15 protein-coding genes and 1 pseudogene are annotated in these 19,305 nt (G+C 64.3%); 4 read left to right on the top strand and 12 right to left on the bottom strand.

Going from position 1 to position 19,305, the window contains the following annotated elements; genetic code table 11:
• Nucleotides 1-7 precede the first annotated feature (7 nt).
• Genes ACE10W_RS19970 through ACE10W_RS19960 form a run of 3 tightly spaced genes read right to left on the bottom strand, consistent with a single transcriptional unit; the run spans nucleotide 8 to nucleotide 4,614 of the window.
• Complete coding sequence (locus ACE10W_RS19970) at nucleotides 8-1,669, bottom strand: acyl-CoA synthetase (RefSeq protein WP_375762687.1); 1,662 nt, start codon at nucleotides 1,667-1,669, stop codon at nucleotides 8-10.
• A 20-nt stretch (nucleotides 1,670-1,689) separates the two neighbouring features.
• Complete coding sequence (locus tag ACE10W_RS19965) at nucleotides 1,690-3,579, bottom strand: TRAP transporter large permease subunit (RefSeq protein WP_375762686.1); 1,890 nt, start codon at nucleotides 3,577-3,579, stop codon at nucleotides 1,690-1,692.
• Nucleotides 3,580-3,594: 15 nt separating this feature from the next.
• The gene (locus tag ACE10W_RS19960) at nucleotides 3,595-4,614 is read right to left on the bottom strand and encodes a TRAP transporter substrate-binding protein (protein ID WP_375762685.1); all 1,020 of its coding nucleotides are present in this window, start codon (nucleotides 4,612-4,614) and stop codon (nucleotides 3,595-3,597) included.
• A gap of 478 nt (nucleotides 4,615-5,092) precedes the next feature.
• Between ACE10W_RS19960 and ACE10W_RS19955 the strand changes: the two are divergent.
• The 3 genes and pseudogenes from ACE10W_RS19955 to ACE10W_RS19945 all read left to right on the top strand — a co-directional run bounded on the left by ACE10W_RS19955 (nucleotide 5,093) and on the right by ACE10W_RS19945 (nucleotide 7,292).
• Nucleotides 5,093-6,288, top strand: a pseudogene (locus tag ACE10W_RS19955) (M24 family metallopeptidase).
• A gap of 312 nt (nucleotides 6,289-6,600) precedes the next feature.
• Entirely contained in the window at nucleotides 6,601-6,723 is a 123-nt protein-coding gene (locus ACE10W_RS19950; RefSeq protein WP_256380385.1) for a hypothetical protein, read from the top strand.
• Between the two features lie 206 nt (nucleotides 6,724-6,929).
• Nucleotides 6,930-7,292, top strand: coding sequence for a hypothetical protein (locus ACE10W_RS19945; RefSeq protein ID WP_231166479.1), 363 nt, complete (start codon nucleotides 6,930-6,932; stop codon nucleotides 7,290-7,292).
• Between the two features lie 185 nt (nucleotides 7,293-7,477).
• Here ACE10W_RS19945 and ACE10W_RS19940 read toward each other — a convergent pair whose 3' ends face one another.
• From ACE10W_RS19940 to ACE10W_RS19915, 6 genes are all read right to left on the bottom strand, one after another.
• Nucleotides 7,478-8,806 carry a Dyp-type peroxidase gene (locus ACE10W_RS19940; protein WP_375762684.1) on the bottom strand — a complete coding sequence of 443 codons (1,329 nt, stop codon included), beginning with the start codon at nucleotides 8,804-8,806 and terminating at the stop codon, nucleotides 7,478-7,480.
• Between the two features lie 147 nt (nucleotides 8,807-8,953).
• The gene (locus tag ACE10W_RS19935; protein WP_271557577.1) at nucleotides 8,954-9,418 is read right to left on the bottom strand and encodes a hypothetical protein; all 465 of its coding nucleotides are present in this window, start codon (nucleotides 9,416-9,418) and stop codon (nucleotides 8,954-8,956) included.
• 179 nt (nucleotides 9,419-9,597) lie between these two features.
• Complete coding sequence (locus ACE10W_RS19930; protein ID WP_271557576.1) at nucleotides 9,598-10,425, bottom strand: hypothetical protein; 828 nt, start codon at nucleotides 10,423-10,425, stop codon at nucleotides 9,598-9,600.
• A 124-nt stretch (nucleotides 10,426-10,549) separates the two neighbouring features.
• Entirely contained in the window at nucleotides 10,550-10,768 is a 219-nt protein-coding gene (locus tag ACE10W_RS19925) for a DUF6894 family protein (protein ID WP_038967569.1), read from the bottom strand.
• A 200-nt stretch (nucleotides 10,769-10,968) separates the two neighbouring features.
• Nucleotides 10,969-12,258 (bottom strand): siderophore utilization protein FsrB, encoded by a 1,290-nt coding sequence (gene fsrB / locus ACE10W_RS19920; protein WP_011087276.1) that lies wholly within the window; start codon nucleotides 12,256-12,258, stop codon nucleotides 10,969-10,971.
• Between the two features lie 56 nt (nucleotides 12,259-12,314).
• Complete coding sequence (locus ACE10W_RS19915; RefSeq protein WP_271557930.1) at nucleotides 12,315-14,303, bottom strand: TonB-dependent siderophore receptor; 1,989 nt, start codon at nucleotides 14,301-14,303, stop codon at nucleotides 12,315-12,317.
• A 694-nt stretch (nucleotides 14,304-14,997) separates the two neighbouring features.
• On the opposite strand from ACE10W_RS19915, the gene ACE10W_RS19910 reads away from it, so the two are divergent.
• Nucleotides 14,998-15,555 (top strand): helix-turn-helix domain-containing protein, encoded by a 558-nt coding sequence (locus ACE10W_RS19910; RefSeq protein ID WP_271557573.1) that lies wholly within the window; start codon nucleotides 14,998-15,000, stop codon nucleotides 15,553-15,555.
• Nucleotides 15,556-15,647: 92 nt separating this feature from the next.
• On the opposite strand, the gene ACE10W_RS19905 is transcribed toward ACE10W_RS19910, so the two are convergent.
• From ACE10W_RS19905 to ACE10W_RS19895, 3 genes are all read right to left on the bottom strand, one after another.
• Nucleotides 15,648-16,313 (bottom strand): methionine ABC transporter permease, encoded by a 666-nt coding sequence (locus ACE10W_RS19905; protein ID WP_375762683.1) that lies wholly within the window; start codon nucleotides 16,311-16,313, stop codon nucleotides 15,648-15,650.
• Nucleotides 16,303-17,439 (bottom strand): methionine ABC transporter ATP-binding protein, encoded by a 1,137-nt coding sequence (locus tag ACE10W_RS19900; RefSeq protein ID WP_211433385.1) that lies wholly within the window; start codon nucleotides 17,437-17,439, stop codon nucleotides 16,303-16,305. Before ACE10W_RS19900 ends, ACE10W_RS19905 begins: the two co-directional genes overlap by 11 nt.
• 256 nt (nucleotides 17,440-17,695) lie before the next feature.
• On the bottom strand, nucleotides 17,696-19,168 hold the full coding sequence (locus ACE10W_RS19895; RefSeq protein WP_271557570.1) for a DASS family sodium-coupled anion symporter: 1,473 nt from the start codon (nucleotides 19,166-19,168) through the stop codon (nucleotides 17,696-17,698).
• Nucleotides 19,169-19,305 lie beyond the last annotated feature (137 nt).

Here is a 19,305-nt window from a genome sequence, read left to right as displayed (position 1 = left end):
GATCAGCTCAGGCGGTTATTGCCTTCGCCGATCCCACCTCGTTGCGCAGCAGGAATTTCTGGATCTTGCCCGTGGACGTCTTCGGGATCGGCCCGAACACGATTGCCTTCGGCGTCTTGAAGCCGCTCATGTGCGAACGGCAGAAGGCGATGATCTCGGCCTCGGTCGCGCTGGCGCCGTCCTTCAGCTCGACGAAGGCGCACGGCACTTCGCCCCATTTCGGATCGGGCTTGGCGACCACGGCGGCGAACAGCACCGCCGGGTGCTTGTAGAGGATGTCCTCGACTTCGACCGAGGAAATGTTCTCGCCGCCCGAGATGATGATGTCCTTGGAGCGGTCCTTGATGATGACGTAGCCGTGCTCGTCGAGCACGCCGAGATCGCCGGTGTGAAACCAGCCGCCCTCGAAGGCCTCCTTCGTCGCCTTCTCGTTCTTGAGGTAACCCTTCATGACGATGTTGCCGCGGAACATGACCTCGCCGATGGTCTCGCCGTCGCGCGGCACCTCCTGCATGGTCTGCGGGTTGATGACGGTGACGCCTTCCTCGAGCGGGTAGGGCACGCCCTGCCGGCGCTTCATCCGCGCACGTTCGGCCGGCGGAAGCTCGTCCCAGCCGGGCTGCTCGGCGCAGACGGAGGCGGGGCCGTAGACCTCGGTCAGGCCATAGACGTGGGTGAGCTTGATGCCGATGTTTTCCGCGCCTTCCAGCACCGCAACCGGAGGCGCGGCGCCGGCGATCAGGCCGACGACGCGGCGGGCGGCATTACCCGTTGGCGTTTCCTTGGGCGCGTCGGGGGCGTTGATCAGCGTGTTGTAGACGATCGGCGCGCCGCACATGTGGGTGACGCCGTGCTGCTTGATCAACTCGAAGATCTTGGTCGGCTCGACCTTGCGCAGGCAGACGTTGATGCCGGCCGAGGCCGCGATGGTCCAGGGGAAGCACCAGCCGTTGCAATGGAACATCGGCAGCGTCCAGAGATACACCGGATGCTGGCCGAGATTGCCGGCCAGGATGTTGCTGACGGCGTTGAGATAAGCGCCGCGATGATGCGTGACGACGCCCTTGGGATTGCCGGTCGTGCCGGAGGTGTAGCTCAGCGCGATCGCGTCCCATTCGTCCTTGGGCGGGATCGCAGTGAAATCAGGATCGCCCTGCGCGACCGCGGCCTCATACTCGATCTCGCCGATGCGCATTCCCCCCTTGAAGGCGGCATCGTCGACGTCGATCACGAACGGCTTCGGTCCGCTCATCTGCGCGAGCGCGTCGGTGATGACGCTAGAGAACTCGGGATCGACCAGGATGATCCTGGCCCCGCCATGATCGAGCTGAAAGGCGATCGACGGTGCATCGAGGCGGATGTTGAGCGCATTGAGCACGGCGCCGGTCATCGGCACCGCGAAGTGCACCTCGTTCATGGCCGGGATGTTCGGCAGCATCGCCGCCACGGTGTCGCCGACGCCGATGCCCTTGCCGGCGAGATACGACGCAAAGCGCCGGCAGCGCTCATAGGTCTGCGCCCAGGTGAAGCTGCGGCCTTCATAGACCGTGCTGACGTGATCGAGATAGACCGCGGCGCTGCGCGCGAGAAAGCTCAGCGGGGTCAGCGGCACGTAGTTGGCGGGCGTCTTGTCGAGGCCGATATTGTACGGGTTCTGCCGTTCGCTCATCGACACCTCCTCAAAGCGCTTCAAAGAAATCCGATCGAGATCCAGGGGAAGATCGCGACGATGATCAACCCCACCAGCAGCGCCAGCAGATAGCCCCAGATCGGCCTGATGCCTTCGGCCGGGTCAACGCGTCCGATGGCGCAGGCGGCATAATAGCCGACGCCGAAGGGCGGGGCGAATAGCCCGATACCCATGGCCAGAATGATCACCATCGCATAGTGCACCTCGTGCACGCCGACGGCGCGGGCGATCGGGAACAGCAGCGGCCCGAACAGCACGATCGCCGGGATGCCCTCCAGCACGCTGCCGAGGATGGTGAAGGCCAGGATGGACACGGCGATGAAGGTCGCCGCTCCCCCCGGCAATCCCGTCATGGCCGCCGCCAGCGAGCGCGAGAAGCCTGACTGCGTCAGGCCCCAGGCCATGCCGGTGGCCGTGCCGATGATCAGGAGGATCGCGCCCGACAGCGCCGCAGTCTCGACCAGCATCGGAAACAGCCGCCGCCAGTCGAAGCGGCGATAGACCAGGAGGCCGACCAGGGCGCCATAGACGATGCCGATGGTGGAGACTTCGGTGGCGGTGGCGATGCCCTCGACCACGGCGTAGCGGATCACGAAGGGCAGCGCGAGCGCGGGCAGGGCGACGATGAAGGTCCTGCTGATCTCGCCCCCCGTGGCACGGCGGACATGGCTCATGTCCTCGTGTCGGTAGCGCCACCACACCAGCATGCAGAGCGTGATCGCGAGCACGACGCCGGGCAGCAGGCCGCCGGTGAACAGCGCCGCGATCGAGACGCCGGTGACCGAGCCGATCGTGATCAGCACGAGGCTCGGGGGAATGGTCTCGGTCTGGGCCCCCGTCGCCGCAAGCAGCGCGACGAGATCGCCGGGACGGGCGCCGCGCTGCTTCATCTCCGGGAACAGCACGGGCGCGACCGCGGCCATGTCGGCGGCCTTGGCGCCGGAGATGCCGGAGACCAGGTACATGGCGCCGACCAGCACGTAATGCAGGCCGCCGCGGACATGACCCAGCAGGCTCGCCAGGAACGCCACCATGGCCCGCGCCATGCCGGTCATCTCGATCAGCAGGCCCAAGAACACGAACAGCGGCACCGAGAGCAGGATGAGATGGCTCATGCCCTCGTCCATCCGCCCGACCAGCACCATGACGGGCGTGCGCGTGGTCAGCGCCAGATAGCCGAAGATCGCGAGGCCAAAGCCGAACGCAATGGGAACGCCGGCAAAGACGCAGAAGCCGGCGACGCCGACGAAGAAGATGACGAGGTTGAGATTGCCGAGCGGCCGCAGATATGACTGCGCCAGCCAGAACAGGCCGACGATGACGGCAACGGAGATCACGGCCGTCAGCACCATGCGGACATCGGCGGCGCGCAGCAGCCGCAGCAGCGCGAACGCCGCCATCAGGCAGATGCCGGCCGGCAGCGCGGCGGCCCGCCAGATGTTCGGGATCTGGAGCGCCGGCGTGGTGATGAAGCTTTCCTCGTAAGCGTAGTCCCAGGACGGCCACACGATCAGCGCCAGAAACGCCAGCGCCGCAGCGGTCGCGACCAGGTCGAGATAGGCCCGCATCGCGGGTCCGGCGCTTGCGACCACGGCGGTCATGCGCATGTGCTCGGAGCGGCGGAATGCGACCGCCGCGCCCAGCATGGCCAGCCACAGGAACAGGATCGAGGCGAGCTCGTCCGACCAGATCAGCGGCCGGTGCAGGCCGTAGCGCGCGACCACGCCGGCAAACAGGATCGCGATCTCGGCGACGACCAGGGTCGCCGCGGGGATCTCGACGGCGAGGCCGAGGAGGCGTTCGAGCGAAGCCAGCAACGAAGGTCGGCGAGGGGACTGAACAGCCACCTCGCCCGCCGCTTCGGTCACCTCAACCTCGACATGAGCCATGACGGCCCCAACGCGTTACGAGAGCTTGCCGACGGCCTTCTCCAAGAGGTCCCAGGCCTGATCGCCATATTTGCCTTTCCACTCGGCATAGAAGCCGGCGGTCCGCAGCTTGTCGCGGAACGGCGCGACCGCGGGCTGGTTGAAGGTCAGGCCCTTGGCCGCGAGCTCCTGCTGGAGATTGGCATTGAGCTTGGCGGTATCCTCACGCTCCTTGACCGCGGCGGCGTTGATGTTCTTGGCGACGATCGTGCGGACGTCCTCCGGCAGCGCGCTCCAGGCGCGGCGGTTGGCCAGGAACCAGAAGCCGTCCCACATGTGGTTGGTCAGCGAGCAGTATTTCTGCACCTCGTAGAGCTTTGCGGTCGAGATGATCGCCAGCGGGTTCTCCTGGCCCTCGACGATCTTGGTCTGGAGCGCGGAATAGACCTCGCTGAAATTGATCGAGGCGGGCGCTGCATCGAACGCCTTAAACATCGAGGTCCACAGCGGCGACACCGGCACGCGGATCTTGAAGCCCTTGAGGTCGTCGGGACCGGTGATCGGCCTGGTCGAGGACGTGGTCTGGCGGAAGCCGTTGTCCCAGATCTTGTCCATGACCTCCAGGCCGGCCTTCTTGATCTCGGCGCGGACATGGGCGCCGAGATCGCCGTCCATGGCCTTCCAGACCGTGTCGTAGTCCGGGAACGCGAAGCCGATGCCGTTGATGGACGCGGCCGGGACCAGGGTCGACAGGATCAGGCCCGACAGCGTGAAGAACTCGACGCCGCCGGAGCGGATCTGGCTCAGCATGTCGGTGTCGGAGCCGAGCTGGTTGTTCGGGAAGATCTGAAGGTCGAACTTGCCGTTCGTCTCGCTCTTGATCGCCGCCGCCATCTCCCTGGCGCGCACGTTCAGCGGATGGGTGTCCGGCAGGTTATTCGCGTATTTGTAGCTGAACTCGGCGCTCTGGGCGCGGGCCACGTGGGGCGCGCTGAGGCCGCCCAGGACCGCGGTCGCGGCGGAGGCCTTGAGAAGCGTGCGTCGGGAAAAGCTCATGGGTCTGCTTCCTCGGAAGGTTTGTTGTTGTTCTGAGACGCAAACCTATACGGATGGAAAGTCAGAAGGTCATCTGCGATCTCGCGAAGCCTCGCTTATTGCAGCCGGACCACGTCACCGCAATATCGCTTTCGGCACACGGAGCCGGATTCAAAAAGCGAAAAACAACCCCATGCACAGTAGCCGTCAAGAGTTGGGACGACGTTCGAGGGCCGAGCCGAAAGTCGCGCCGGAGCGAAGCCGGGATGGCAGGAATTCCGTCTAAATATTTGATCTGATTGTATATAAATATATTCCATAATATACCTTATGCGAATCATGGATATGGTCGTGCAGGTCAGGCCAGCCAAATCCGCAGCTATCCAGAACCCCGCTCCCGGCGGACAATCGCGGCGCGCTGCGACGATCCGACGGTCGCTCGGATGGTCGCAGGCAAGAACACAGGCGGTCCAAACCGTCGCCTATTGGGAGGTCCATCATGGAGCTGAACGTCGCCGGCGCGACCGGCTCGCGCGCCATTCCATTCGATGCCGCCAAGCTCGACCGCCTGATGGAAGCAGCCGGCCTCGACGTACTCATCGCGACCTCCAAGCACAACGTACAATACCTGCTCGGGGCCGAGCGCGCGATCTTCTTCGACTACATGGATGCCATGGGCGTCAGCCGCTATCTGCCCGTCCTGGTCTATCCCAAGGGCGCGCCGGAAAAGTCCGTCTATGTCGGCCACCGGCTGGAGACCCATCAGCGCGCCGTGGCGCCGCCCTGGGTGCCGCAGGTCCGGACCGAGTCCAGCGGCTCGGTCGATGCGATCACGCGGGCCGTTGCGGCCTTGAAGGACGCCGGTGTGCCGATGAAGCGGGTCGGGGTCGAGTTGGCATTCCTGCCGATGGATGCGGGCCAAGCGCTTGCCGACGCCCTGCCCGACGCGGCGCTCAAGGACGCCCTCCTCGTCCTGGAGCGTCTGCGCGCGGTCAAGTCTGCGGACGAACTGGCCAGGCTGAAGACGGCGTCTGAACTGGTGATCGCCGCGATGCTGGAGGTGATCGCCGGGCACGGTCCCGGCACGACCAAGCAGCAATTGTCGGACGCACTGCGCGTCGCCGAGGTCAACCGCGGGCTCACCTTCGAATACTGCCTGCTGGCCTGCGGCAACAGCCACAACCGCGCGCCGTCGGCGCAGCGCTGGGAGCAAGGCGAGGTGCTGTCGCTCGACTCCGGCGGCAATTTTCACGGCTATATCGGCGACCTCGCCCGCATGGCGGTGCTGGGCGAGCCCGACGGCGAGTTGAGGGACTGCCTGGCCGAGATCGAGGCAGTGCAGCGCGCCGCCTTCGCCGCCGTCCGGCCGGGCGCCATGGGCGGCGACATCTACGTCGCGGCCGAGCGGCAGCTCGCCCAGATCACACAGCGCGATTGCACCGAATTTCTGGCCCACGGCATGGGCCTCGTCAGCCACGAGGCCCCTCACCTGACCGCCACGGGTCCGGTTCCTATGACGACACGGACGCGCGGCTGCCGCTCGAAACAGGCATGGTGGTGTCGATCGAGACCACGATGAAGCATCCGAAGCGCGGCTTCATCAAGCTCGAGGACACGGTGGTGGTGACGGCGACGGGCCACGAAATTTTTGGCGAAGGCGGCCGCGGCTGGAATCGCGGTGGGAGTGCGCTTTGATCTGACTGGGTCGCACGCCGGCTGAGGCACTCTGCGTGATTTCTTGCGCACGGCTTCCGCCCAAGCGCATTGTTTTTCGTTCCATCAGTGCACGCGCAAAAAACAAATCGGCGATCGCGGGAACCCTTGTCGGCCCGCCCTGTTCATTCTTTGTCCGATCCGGACGCGTAACAATTGGTGGATACTATGAAAAGAATTTTATTGGCGGCAGTCGCCGTTCTCGCATTCGCTTCTCCGTCAGTCGCAGCTGAGACGGGCAAGACCGTTGGCCAATCGCCCTCCTCGTTCTACCTGGCTCAGGATACCGCGACCATGAAGTGTCAGATCGTCGAGAGCCAGCCTGCCGGCGGCACCATGAAGGTTGTCGGCGCCGCTCACACGACAAAGGCTTCGGCAGAAGCAGCTATGAAGGCGGACAAGACTTGCGCCAAGTAAACTTGTGCCAAGTAACTTGCGCCAAGTAATCGGCTAAGTCGGAGCGTGAGTACGGAGGCGGGTCTGTGAGTTCGTTAGAACCACGAATCCTCAAATCCGCCGCCACCAGCGCCCCTCAAGAGTGCCCCGCGTCGAGCTTCTTTCTCGGCCAGTGGCACGCAAGTGACTTGCCGCTTGAGATGCTCCAAATTCGAAAGGATACGATCATGAACCAGCAGACAATGAAATGCGTGGTTGCCGTCTCGTTCTTCGGCGCGGCGATCCTCGGCTCGGTGCTCCCGTCAGGGGCAGCTCCGATCTCGCCGAGCACGAGTCTCCTGAAGCAAGCGGTTTCTTCGTCCGCAGTGACAGAGGTCTACTACAGACGCCACTACCGCGGTCGCGGCTACTACGGCGCTCCCGGGGCCGCAATCGGGCTCGGCATCTTGGGCGCCGCGGCTGGAGCCGCCGCCTATGGGGCCTACGGGTCCAGCAATTACGGGCCCGGGTACTACGAGCCAAGGTACGCTGCGCCAGGGTACTACGGCGACGCCTATCCCTATCGCCGCCAATACTACTCCCCGTACTGAGGGCACGAATGACGCTGTTTGGGCGCGGCAGTCTCTGTCACTGACCCTTCCCAATCAGCGTGCCATCGAGCGCGCGCTTGATCACCCGTTGCGGCTACGTGCTGAACCGTAATGCCAGATACTCGCGTGAGGGGACGATCAGCGGCTGAGGGCGGCCGCGGCTGGAATCGCGGCGGCACTGCGCGCTAGGCTGAAATCATCGTATTGAGCGCTCTCATGCTCGGCGCAAACAGGACCGCAACCCCCTTGAAACGGATGAATTCCTCCAACCGAAAGGTCACGGAGGCGTTGTCCTTCAGAGGGACACCGAACTGGGTTTCAGCCTTCGGATATCGGCGATTCCCGGTCAGGGCATCCTGGGCGTTGTATCCGTTCGGGAGCTTCTTGTAGGCATCGGCGAACTCCGTCTTCTGCATCCATCTCAGGATCGTATAGAATTGCTCGTTGATCCTGGCGAAGTAGAAGAGCCCGACGATGCCGCGGTCTTTGCCATCGTCCTGCACGCTGTCCAGGCGGGGCCCATAGGAGAATCCGCGTCGGATGACGCGCGGCGGCCCTTTCGGAAAGCGAACGTGATTGGCATATTTCATCGGCTGATCGCGGCAATTGGCAATTCGAATGTGGGCCCCGAGCGGGCATTTGACGCCATCCGGATCGTCGCCATAGCCGAATGAATCATCCAATTGCGGGGTCGACGGCGGTGCGTCCGGAAACCTGGACAGCGGCGATCCATGCCGCCAGCGTCCCATGAGCTTTGCGGCGATCCACTCCTCGGCCAGTTCCGGGCCGGCATGCGGCGCCGCCAGCGGCGCGTTGTCCTGGAGGAATTTGTTGAAGCCCGCGACGTCCTGATACACCCACGACAAGCCGACAAAGGAGCCATCCCGCGCAAAGTCCTGCCATGGGCCCGGATTGTGTGGCGCCGTTGGAAAGTCTTCGTTCGGATAGCCGACGACGATCTCGCGACAGTTGACCATGCCGGGCGTGCCAGCGTCCTGCCAGTCGATGTTGGGGGCGGTGATTCCATCCCGGTAGCCGAAATGCAGGCGGCCGTCGGCCGGCAGGCTGCCGGACAGCGCGCTGTCGTCCCAACCTTCGAGCGTTAATTCCTGCACACCGAAGCTTGCCGCCGACTGTCGCAATTCTGCGAGGCAATCGGATTTCTGCTCGGCTGTGTCGAACCCGATGTGGATGGCGAGATCGACATCACCCGACTTGAAATTGCCATCCCACCACGCAGCTGGAGCGCTGGTTCCGGAGAAACCGAGTTGCTCCGCGACGCCGCCGTCCGGCGCCTGCGCCGGATCCACGAAAAAGACGTCGAACTCCCGACGGCCCTGCGCCACGTCGAAGCCGGGACGCCCCGCCATCAGCGCCTCTATACCTTTCCAACTGAACATGAAGTGGAAGGCCGGCCCAGCGGGGTCCGGCGCCCTTCCCGCCGCAGTCCGCGGTATCCATTGCTGCAGGAACGCCCTGGCACGGCCGGCGTCGCCGAACTTGAACAGCAGCACCGCGAGCAGCGGCTTGGTGGAGCTTCGGGCAATGATCGCCTGCAAATTGGCAAGATCCACCATCGCGTCTGTCCTTGTGGGAACGCTCAATAGCCAGCCACAGAGCCGGGCACGTCGCTCAACAGGCGAGCGAATGTGCCCGCAATGCTATTTCCCGAGCTTTGTCAGGATCTCCTCGACCGTCATGTGGTCATAAGCCGAGAACAGCCAGCCGGACGGATTGCCGTTGATGTCCGTCGAGCCATCGGTCGCCTTGCCCAGCGAACGCTCGTTGCGATTCTTGGAGAATTCGAAAAATGCATTGGGGTTGGTGACGTCCAGCTCCTTGTCGCCCATATCTGCCAGCGAAAATATCGCCGCAAAGACCGGGGTGAGCTCGCGCCGGAAGAATTCGGTGTATTCCTGATGCGAGCCCTCATATTCGGTGATGACCTGGATGTACTCGTTGCCGATGACGACGACGCGCGCGAAATGAACGATCCTGGATTTCTTCAGCGCCGCTTCGATCAATGGCTGAACCTTGTCGGCGAAGATCGCCTCGAGGTTCTTAAATTGCGCCTGTGTCGCGGCATCCTGTTTGATCTTCAGCGTGAGATTGAGCGCATGGGTCATGGGAAATGTCCTTAAAAAATACAACTCTGGGATGTTATCATTGCAGCAAGGAATTGAAAGCGAATCTTTTCGCCGAGTTCGGATGCGCCCGCGTCATTGTGGCGCCTGTGCTGACATTTTTGGCTATCCTTTGACGTGCAAAGGCACCGGCCGGCCAAGGTCGTGGCGATTCAGCAAGACTAACGCAGCGGCAGCAGGTCCAACTGGCTTTGCGCCTTCTTGACGGCGGCCGCGAACCAGCTCTGGCTTGGCGCTTCCTTGGCGAAGCACGCCGTGAAGGCCGTCATCGCGTTATCTTCGCGGGTCATGTCGCCGCGCGGATCCTTCTTGTCGATGGGCCTCGCCATCATCTGCTTCCAGACCTTCTCGCAGGCCGGGATCGGCGTCGTCTTCACGGCGTCCGATGAGGCGAGAAAGAAGACCTTCTCGCCCTGGATCGCGACGACGTCGATTTCATGCGGCGGCCCCTTCAGATCGCCATTGCCGCGCACGCCGAGAACGGCGACTGCGGCGCTCGTGGATGCGGGCTTGGTGACCGGCAGCTCGGCATATTTGGCGAACGCCGAGTCCTGGATCGCTTGATAGTAGAAGCGATCCGACTTGAATGCGGCGCCGGTCTCCTGCGGCATGCCATCCTCGCGATGCTCGCGCAGCCAGTGCCTGAGCAGCGCCGTGGTCGTCACCACGGCTTGCAACTGGTCGCCTTCCGAAGCAAAACCGAGCCCGTCGAGATGGCCGAAGCCTGAGTCACCCTTGAAAAGCGTATCGGCGTTCGACTTGCCCTCTGCCGGCAGCCCCTTGATCGCGACCGGTCCCACCAAGCCGCGCAGCACGCCTGTCAGCTCGTTGAGCGCCGCATCGTGCTGCCTGGAGGTCTCGTCGTTTTCCGCAGCCTTCGAGAACTTTGCGATGTAGCGATCGCGCAGCTCGAGATAGCGCTGCTCGGGAGTGGCCGCATGGGCAGGCGCAGCTAGGACGAGCAGGCAGAGTAAGGCAAGGCACTTCATATCGATCCCACGAAGTAAGAGCTGTCTTCAGTCTTGGTGCCTCTGTTTCGCGGGAAGATTCATCCGTGGTGGTCACCGCGCCGTCGTGGGGCCCTGCTGCGCCGGCGTAAATGGACCGCTATGGTCAACGGTTCTTCGAATATACCGGCTCGCGATGAACTTCGCGGCCGTTCTCATCGATGACGACGATCCGGAGATCTGGATGTCCTCCCGGCCTCTTCGTGCGAACGTCTTCCGCCAGGCTCTTGCTGTGGGCAATGGCGGCGCCGTCGCTTCCAAACTCCAGACCCGACTTGTCCCGAGCCGGAACGCCATCCTTCATGTCGAAATAGTAAGTGCGCATCACAATCCTCTCGCGTCCACCTGTCCTGGAGTGCCTGGCCAACCTATCGGAGAGGAAAGCAAACATGGGCCTCCTAGCCCTGGCTGACGCAACTGCAAATCGGGTTAAACACCCCGCGAAGCTAGCGAAGGTTCCCAGGGGTGGATTTGATTCCGATCAACGCGTAAGCCGTTGCGATCACCGGCGGGGGCGTGAGCGCCCTACTCCGCCGGCGTGAGCTGCCGGCTCAGGCGCATCGCGGCGGTCTCGCGCACCCGGACACGGGCGCGGCGCTTGCGCCACCAGATCACGACGCCGGTGACCGAGAGCGCGGCCACCACCAGCCCCATGATCGAGATCAGGATGCGGCCGAACAGTCCGACGATGCGGCCTGAATGCAGCGGAAACTGCGCCTGCACGAAGATGTCGGCGGCGGTGCCGACCCAGGGCAGACGCGCGCCGAGCGGACGGCCGTCCTCGCTGTCGTAATAGAGCTGCGCCGGGCCGACGCCGCCGGCGCCGTGATCGTCGCCGGGATGGAAGTAGGCGGCGGCATAGACCCCGTGAGCTGGGCCGTAGCTGAGCGCGCCGACCGGAGTGGACCACCCTCGCCCCTTGCCGTCGGCCGCCGCGCGCGCGGCGATGTCGGCAAATGTCACCTTGGGCTCGATCGGATTGTCGAGATCGCGGTACGGCCGCTGCTCATAGGGCGTCGGCGTGTAGTTCGACACCATCTTCATCAGCGGCGAGAACACCTCGAAATAGAGGTTCAGCGAGAACGCCGTGAAGGCGATGACGAACAGCACGCCCCAGGTCCACAGGCTGAAGGCGCGGTGGATGTCGAAATTGATCCGGTAGGCGCTGCCCGACGTCTTGATGGTCCAGGCCGGCGCCCAGCGCGCCCAGAAGCCGCGTTCGAGCTGGCGCGTGACTTGCGGCGCCCGCGCGGCCTTCGCGCTGCGCCGTGACGGCAGGGTCAGGTAGAAGCCGACGAAGCAGTCGATTGTCCAGATGATGGCGATGATGCCGAGCAGGCGCATGCCCCAGCGGTCGCTGCCCCAGAACTCCGGGATGTGCATCGTGTAGTGCAGCTTGTAGAGGAATGAGACGAAATTCTCCCGCGTCACCGGCCACACCGCGCCCCAATAGCGCCGCCCCAGCTCGACGCCGGTGTTGGGATCGAGGAAGACCTGATTGTAGTCGAGGGCATAGCGCTTGCCGGTCGCGGGATCGATCCGCGGCATGATGAAGAACCACAGCGAGTGGCCCTCCTCCGGCGTCATGAAGAGATAGACGACGCGCGCGCGGGGATCGCGCTGCTCGATCAGCTTGGCGAGCTCGATCGAGGGAATGGCCGGTCCCTTGCTGGTGACGTCGAACAGGTGGCTGTTCAGGACGTCGTCGATCTCGTGATCCCAGGAAATGATCGCGCCGGTGATGCCGGAGAAGAACAGGAATCCGGCCGTGAGCAGTCCCGCCCAGCGATGCAGCCTGCCGAATATCGCTCTCATCGTCGTCTCTCACCAAACAGGTCCGGTCCGCTTGCCGGATCGTTTTCAATTTGAACTCACCAGCGATAGGTCAGCTTGCCGATGGCCTTGCGTCCCTCCGCGTAGAAGCAGCCCGACAGGCTGTAGCAGGCGGCGACATAGCGCGTGTCGGCAAGGTTGGTGACGTTCAGCGACAGGCGCCAATTGTCCCTGGTGTAGGCAACAAGCGCATCCAGCACGGTCGAGGCTCCCACCTTGAACGTGTTGGCATCGTCACCCCAGGTCGCGCCGACATAGCGGACGCCGCCGCCGAACTGGAGGCCGGCGAGCGGCCCGTTCTGAAGCGTGTAGTCACTCCACAGCGAGGCACGGTTGAGCGGCACGGTGACCGGCGCCTTGCCGACATTCACCGGATCCTGCGTGAGCATGGCGTCGACATAGGCATAGGCGGCGCGCAGGTTCCAGCCGTCGGCGAGCGACATGGTACCTTCGAGCTCGATGCCGCGCGATTTCACCTGACCGGTCTGCTCAGCAACGTTCAGCGGAGGGGCGTAGGTGACGACGTTGTCGCGCGTCAGGTCGAAGGCGGCGAAGGTGAACAGCGCGTTCCATCCGATCGGCTGGTACTTGACGCCGACCTCGTACTGCACGCCGGTTTCAGGGTTGAGCAGCTGGCCGCGCGGTCCGGTCGCGAGCACCGGCAGAAACGACTCGGAATAGCTGAAATACGGCGCGATGCCGTTGTCGAAATTGTACATCACGGCGGCGCGGCCAGTGAAGGCCGAAGCATCCTTCGAGACCGATGTGTCGAAGATACCACTGTCGACCTGCGTGGTGACGAAATCCTGGCGGCCGCCGAGCTGGAATGACAGCCGGCCGAGCCTGATCTGGTCCTGCGCGTAGAGGCCGACCTGCGACTGCTTGACGCCGGTGTTGTCGCTCATCGCGCCGATGGTCCAGTCGTAGCTATAGACCGGGTTGAACACGTTGATCTCGGGGGCCGAGGTCGTGACGCCAAAGGCGGTGTCGCGGAAGGAGGTGTTGCGATAGTCGATCCCGACCAGCGTGGTGTGGCTGAGGATGCCGGTGGTGAACTTGCCCTGGAGCTGGTTGTCCACCGCGAAGGAGTTGATGTACGAGTTGCTGTAGCTGCCGAAACGCGCGAGCTGCCCCGCGGCCTCGTCGGTATAGCCTCCGCCGTAAAACACCTTTTCCTCGTTGTGCTGATAGGCGTAGCGCAGGTTCTGCCGGAACGTGATGTTGTCGGTGAAATTGTGCGAGAGCTGGTAGCCGGCGGTTGCGATCTCGGTGTTGAACGCGTTGAAGCTCGGCACGCCCGCGAAGAACGAGACCGGGATGGTGCGGCCGTTGTTCGGCCACACCGTGCCTGAGGCGGGCAGGAACTGGAGGCCCCACCCTGCCCGGTCCCATTGGTAGTTGGCCAGAATCGTGATGGTGGTGTCCTCGTTCGGCGTGAAGGTGATTGCGGGCGCGATGAAGACGCGGTTGTCCTTGGTGAAGTCGACCTGGGTCTCGCCGTCACGCACCACGCCGGTCAGGCGCCACAGCACGGTGCCGTCCTTGTTGGCGGGGCCGCCCATGTCGAACTGGCCCTGATAGCGGTTGAAGCTGCCGCCGGAGACCGAGACCTCGCCGAACTGCTGCGCGGTCGGCAGCTTGGTCACGTAGTTGAGGATGCCGCCGGTGCCGCTGCCGCCATACATCGCCGAGGACGGCCCCTTGAGGACCTCGAGGCGCTCGGCGCCGTAGGGATCGAGGCCGTTGAAGTGCACGTAGTTGCTCGATGGGATTCGCAGGCCGTCGACGTAGAGGCCCGACATGGTGGTGTCGAAGCCGCGGATCTGGAGGGCGCCGAAGCGGGTGTCCGAACCGCCATTGACGTCGCCGCTGACGCCGGCGGTGTAGCGCAGGGCCTCGCCGATCGAGACCGCGCCCTGGTTCCTGACCTGGTCGGTGGTGACGACGGACACCGACTGCGGCGTTTCGATCAGCGGCGTATCGGTCTTGGTGGCGGTGCCGCTGCGCGTGGCGACGAACCCGCGCACCGGACCGTTGGCGCGTTCGCCGGTGGCGCCGTTCGAGGCCGACCGGGTTGGCGCGGCTTGCTGCGCGGGAGCGTGACGATTGGTGCGGGAGCTGCGCGTCGTTGCCGACCGTCGCGACGAAGCAACCGCCGCGGGACGGGCACGCTGAGCCGGCGCTTCAACGGAGACAGCGGGAATTTGCGTCTGCGCCTGCACCGAACCGAAGGGGGCGACGAGAGAAAATGTGCTGACGGCGCCGAAGAAAAACACCTGAAGCTGTCGAAGACGCGTTTGGGAACGCGAAGGAAGTTGGAAGTTGGTCACGTCTTGCGAGGCCCCACGCACTGCCGGCTTTGCCGGTATCGTTCTTGATGCCCCGCCCTAACGCAGGCGATTTCGGAGTGCGATAGGAACAGCGTTAGAATTTCTCCAGAGCTGTGCGCAGCAACTGCGGCGAATGCGCCCATGCGCGACCCAACGTGCATGTGCTCCGGATTTGGAATCCTTCTAGACGAACACGGTCGATCGACCGGACAGGACATTCGCCGACATCGAAGGCGAGCGCGGAGAACGAATCCTTTACCATGCCCGCCAGGCTCGATTGAGCCTGAGGAACCCAGGAGGTAGATTCAGCCGCGGGATACTTCATTCATTTTGCGGAACGCGCCGCAACGTTCTGCGCCAGCGCGTGCTGGGCACCCGGGGTTCGACGTCCATGAGCGAATTGCGCGCTGCGACCAGGCAACCGACCGCGAGGACCGGGATCATCGAGTTTGACGGCGCCAGAGGCATCGTCAGCATCCCCTGCACGATCTCGGACGTATCAGGCACGGGCGCAAGGCTGAAGCTCGACTGGTCGCTGTCGTTTCCGAAGGAGGCCACGCTGATCTTTGCCGACGGGCTGCGAAAACCCTGTCGTGTGGCATGGCAGAAGCGCAGACTGCTCGGCGTCGCATTCGCGGACGGTGTTGCGAGCCTGGACGAGCAGGCCCTCATGATGACCGAAGCAGAGCAGGCTCTGCACCGGCAGCATATTGGTGCGCAGGTGCGCGGCGCGCGCGAAGCACGGGGCTATACCGAGCTCCAGATTGCGAACTTCATTGGCGTCTCGCCCGATTACGTGTCACGTGCCGAGAACGGCGAGGTCAGCATCCCGCTCCACCAGCTCACCCACATTGCCGATCTGTTGCTGGTCGACCTCGACAGCCTGGTTGCCGGCCCGCCGTCGATCGGATTGCCCACCGCGAGCGAGGTCGAACTGGCGGCGGAGTGAATTCACGCTGACGAAGGCGACATCACTCGCTGGCTGCAGCCGCGAGCGTTGCCGGAAAGCGCATTGAGCTCTCCGGTGTGTAGAAGCTTGTGTCAGCGATGCCGCAGCCGGCGATTGACCCGGCCCGCCAGATAGTCGCCGGCGCTCTGGACGAGCTGGACCAGTACGATCAGCACGACGACGACGGCCAGCATCATCTCCGGCATGAAGCGCTGGTAGCCGTAACGGATGCCGAGATCCCCCAGACCCCCGCCTCCGACGGCGCCGACCATGGCGGAGTAGCCGAGCAGGCTCACCACCGCGAGCGTCAGGGCCAGCAACAAGCCGGGCAATGCCTCGGGGATCAGCACCTTGAACACGATCTGCATCGGGGAAGCCCCGAACGAGGACGCGGTCTCGATCAGGCCGCCGTCGACCTCGCGGATCGCGGCTTCGACGAGGCGCGCGATGAACGGCGTCGAGGCGATGGTCAGCGGCACGATCGCCGCGGTCGAACCGATCGAGGTGCCGGCGACGAGCCGCGTGAACGGGATGATGGCGACGACCAGGATGATGAAGGGCGTCGAGCGCGTCGCATTGACGACGATGCCGAGCACGCGATTGACGACGGGGGCCGCGAACAGCTCCCCTTTCCGGCTGGTCGCCAGGAACACGCCGAGCGGCAGGCCGAAGGCGGTACCGAGCAGCGCTGCGATACCGACCATGTACAGGCTTTCGAAGGTGGCCTGGATGATCAAATTGATGAGTTCAGGCGACATAGCCGAGACGCTCCGCCGGGAATTGATATTGAGAGAGCCAGGCGAGCGTCCGCGTCACCGCGTCTTCGCCGCTGGAAATACCGAGAGGGATACCAAGGGTGAGCGAGCCCACATGCTGGCCGCCGATCTCGTCGATACGCGCCGCAAGCAGCGCAACGTCGAGGCCGAGCTCGCGCGCGAGCCGCGCCACCAGCGTGTCGCCGGCCCCCGCCCCGCGCACCTGGACGCGGATCACGGCCTGCCCGCCGGCAGACGGCTCCGACACGATCCGGCTCGCCAGCGACACCGGCAGGCTGTCGCCGACCACTTCGGCCAGGAAGGACTGCGTGATCGGATGTTTGGGACGGGTGAAGATGTCGGCGACGTGGCCGCTCTCGACGACATGGCCGGCATCGAGCACCACGACTTCCCTGGCGAGCTGGCGCACCACGGACATCTCGTGGGTGATCAGCACGATGGTCACGCCAAGCTCGCGGTTGATGTTGGCAAGCAGATCGAGGATCGCGCGCGTGGTCTGCGGATCGAGCGCGGACGTCGCCTCGTCCGACAGCAGCACGCTCGGCCGTGTCGCCAGCGCCCGCGCAATGCCGACGCGCTGCTTCTGGCCGCCGGACAGTTCCGAGGGATAACGGTCGTGCTTGTCGGCGATGCCGACCAGCGCCAGCAGCTCGGCGACGCGGGCCTTGATATCCGCCCTGGCCCAGCCGGCGATCTCGAGCGGCAACGCGATGTTGTCGGCCGCGGTGCGCGACGACAGCAGGTTGAAATGCTGGAAGATCATGCCGATCGAGCGCTGCGCCAGCCGCAACTCGCGGCCCGCCAGCGCCGAGATATCCTTGTTGTCGACGATCACGCGTCCCGTGGTCGGCTTCTCCAGCCCGTTGATCAGCCGGACCAGGCTCGACTTGCCGGCGCCGGAGCGGCCGATCACGCCGGTGATCGAGCCGCGCGGGATCGCGAAGTCGATGTCCTGCAGGGCGTTGACGCCGGGCTTGCCGCGATAGGCCGGATAGGTCTTCGAAATGCCTTCGAAACGGACCATCGCGTCCGGCGCGGTCGCGGCAGGTGAAATCGCATCGCGCGTTTCGATCCTCTGTCCGATCGCGAGCGATTGGTGGGCGTTCATGGCGGCGGCCTTCTTGTACAATAGTTCGCTTGCCGCGTGTCCCAGGGGGCGCACGGGAACCAGGTCGCATCGCGCGACGGGGAATGAAACTGCGACCGGGCGCCCGGGTCGAGCGCGCTGCACCGCAGCATGCACCATCGCCCGAACGGGTCTTTCTTGCAATGTCAGATATTTGCGGGGAGTTGGACGAAGTTTTCCCAATCCCGCCCCGGCGAAGAAAATTCATCTGCCGGGGGCATCAGTCGCGCCGCCCGGCTCAGTGGACCTGCAACCAGGGCAGCACGATCAGCAGAAGGCCTGCGAAATAGAGCAGCCCGAAGACCAGGCCAAAACCCCAGAACTGGCCCTTCCCGATATAGCCGCTGCCGAAATACATCGGCGCCGGCCCCGTGGCGTAAGGCGAGATCACGCCCATCAGGCCGAGCGAATACATGCAGAGCATGGCGAGCGTCGTGACCGGCAGGCCGGGAATGCCCGAGCCGACCGCGAGCACGACAGGCAGCACGGCGGCGGCATGCGAGGTGATGCTGGAGAAGAAATAGTGGATCCAGAAGAACAGCGCGACCAGCAGGATCATCGCGGTCGACGGCGACAGCCCGGCGAGCGGCTTTGCGTACTCGGTCGCGAACCATTTGATGAAGCCGATCTCGTTGAGGCCCGAGGCCAGCGTCAGCAGCGAGGTGAAATAGAAGAACACCTCCCAGGCGCTCTTCTCGCTGACGATGTCGGCAAACTCGATCACGCCCGTGACCAGCATCAACGAGATCACGATGAAGACGACGGTGGTGGCGTTGACGAAGTTCGAGCCGAGCAGCGGCACGTTGATGTCCGGGCTGGAGCCCGCGATCCACAGGAACATCGCGAGCACGATAAGCGCCAGCATGATCCATTCGTTGCGCGACATCGGGCCCATCTCGCTGAGCTCCTTTGCCGCCCATTCGGCGATTTCCGGGCTGCGCTTCACTTCGGGCCGGCACACCAGATAGCTGAGCAGCGGGACGAGGATCATCAGGAGGATGCCGAGCGGCGCAAAGCCGATGAACCACTGGCCCCAGCTCACCTCGACCCCGACGGTCTTCTTGGCGATGGCGAGCGCCGCCGCATTGGGCGCGAGCGCGGTGAAGAACAGCGAGCTGGTGACCGCGGTCGCCGCGAACGCGGTCCACATCACATAGGTACCGATCCTGCCGGCGGTCGATCCCGGCTCGGAGCCATAGATGCGCGGGATGTTGCTGATGATGGGATAGACGATGCCGCCGCTGCGCGCGGTGTTGGAGGGCGTTGCCGGCGCGAGCAGGAAGTCCGACATCGCGACCGCATAGCCGAGGCCGAGCGTGTTGCGGCCGAGCTTTTGCACCAGCACCAGCGCGATGCGCCGGCCGAGCTGGCTCTTGCGATAGCCGATCGAGAACACGAAGGCGCCGACGATCAGCCACACCGTGCTCTCGGCAAAGCCCGCCAGCATCCAGCGCAGCGACTTGGTCGGATCGGGATCGATATAGCCGCCGACGCCGGCGACCGTCAGCCCGATCAGGCCGACCGCGCCGACCGGCATCGATTCCAGGATGAGCCCGGTGATGACGGCCGCGAACACCGCAAAGTAGTGCCATTGATTGACGTTGAGCCCTGATGGCACCGGCCACAGATAGATCGCCAGCCACACCACGAGCGGTGCGATCAGTTTCCAGCGAAACCCTTTCGCCTCAGGTGCCTGTGAGCTCGCGGCCATGGGCCCTCCCCCTCGATTGTCGTTGCGTCGTGCCGCCCGTTGGCCGGGCCGCTTTTGTCCCTGCGCGGCGTATAAGGACTGTCCGCGGCGCGATCAATGGCTTGACGCGGGTTCTGCCGCCCGGCGCCTGATTTTCC

The sequence above is a fragment of the Bradyrhizobium sp. B025 genome (assembly GCF_042257955.1).
In the GTDB taxonomy this organism is placed as follows: Bacteria; Pseudomonadota; Alphaproteobacteria; order Rhizobiales; family Xanthobacteraceae; genus Bradyrhizobium; species Bradyrhizobium diazoefficiens.
Note: the sequence above shows the minus strand (reverse complement) of the source record. Positions and strands in the feature narration are given on the sequence as shown.

Coding starts and splice junctions, on each gene's coding strand:
- ACE10W_RS19970 (WP_375762687.1), bottom strand. CDS start 1,669: ATGAGCGAACGGCAGAACCCGTACAATATCGGCCTCGACAAGACGCCC.
- ACE10W_RS19965 (WP_375762686.1), bottom strand. CDS start 3,579: ATGGCTCATGTCGAGGTTGAGGTGACCGAAGCGGCGGGCGAGGTGGCT.
- ACE10W_RS19960 (WP_375762685.1), bottom strand. CDS start 4,614: ATGAGCTTTTCCCGACGCACGCTTCTCAAGGCCTCCGCCGCGACCGCG.
- ACE10W_RS19950 (WP_256380385.1), top strand. CDS start 6,601: ATGAAGTGTCAGATCGTCGAGAGCCAGCCTGCCGGCGGCACCATGAAG.
- ACE10W_RS19945 (WP_231166479.1), top strand. CDS start 6,930: ATGAACCAGCAGACAATGAAATGCGTGGTTGCCGTCTCGTTCTTCGGC.
- ACE10W_RS19935 (WP_271557577.1), bottom strand. CDS start 9,418: ATGACCCATGCGCTCAATCTCACGCTGAAGATCAAACAGGATGCCGCG.
- ACE10W_RS19930 (WP_271557576.1), bottom strand. CDS start 10,425: ATGAAGTGCCTTGCCTTACTCTGCCTGCTCGTCCTAGCTGCGCCTGCC.
- ACE10W_RS19925 (WP_038967569.1), bottom strand. CDS start 10,768: ATGCGCACTTACTATTTCGACATGAAGGATGGCGTTCCGGCTCGGGAC.
- fsrB (WP_011087276.1), bottom strand. CDS start 12,258: ATGAGAGCGATATTCGGCAGGCTGCATCGCTGGGCGGGACTGCTCACG.
- ACE10W_RS19910 (WP_271557573.1), top strand. CDS start 14,998: ATGAGCGAATTGCGCGCTGCGACCAGGCAACCGACCGCGAGGACCGGG.
- ACE10W_RS19905 (WP_375762683.1), bottom strand. CDS start 16,313: ATGTCGCCTGAACTCATCAATTTGATCATCCAGGCCACCTTCGAAAGC.
- ACE10W_RS19900 (WP_211433385.1), bottom strand. CDS start 17,439: ATGAACGCCCACCAATCGCTCGCGATCGGACAGAGGATCGAAACGCGC.
- ACE10W_RS19895 (WP_271557570.1), bottom strand. CDS start 19,168: ATGGCCGCGAGCTCACAGGCACCTGAGGCGAAAGGGTTTCGCTGGAAA.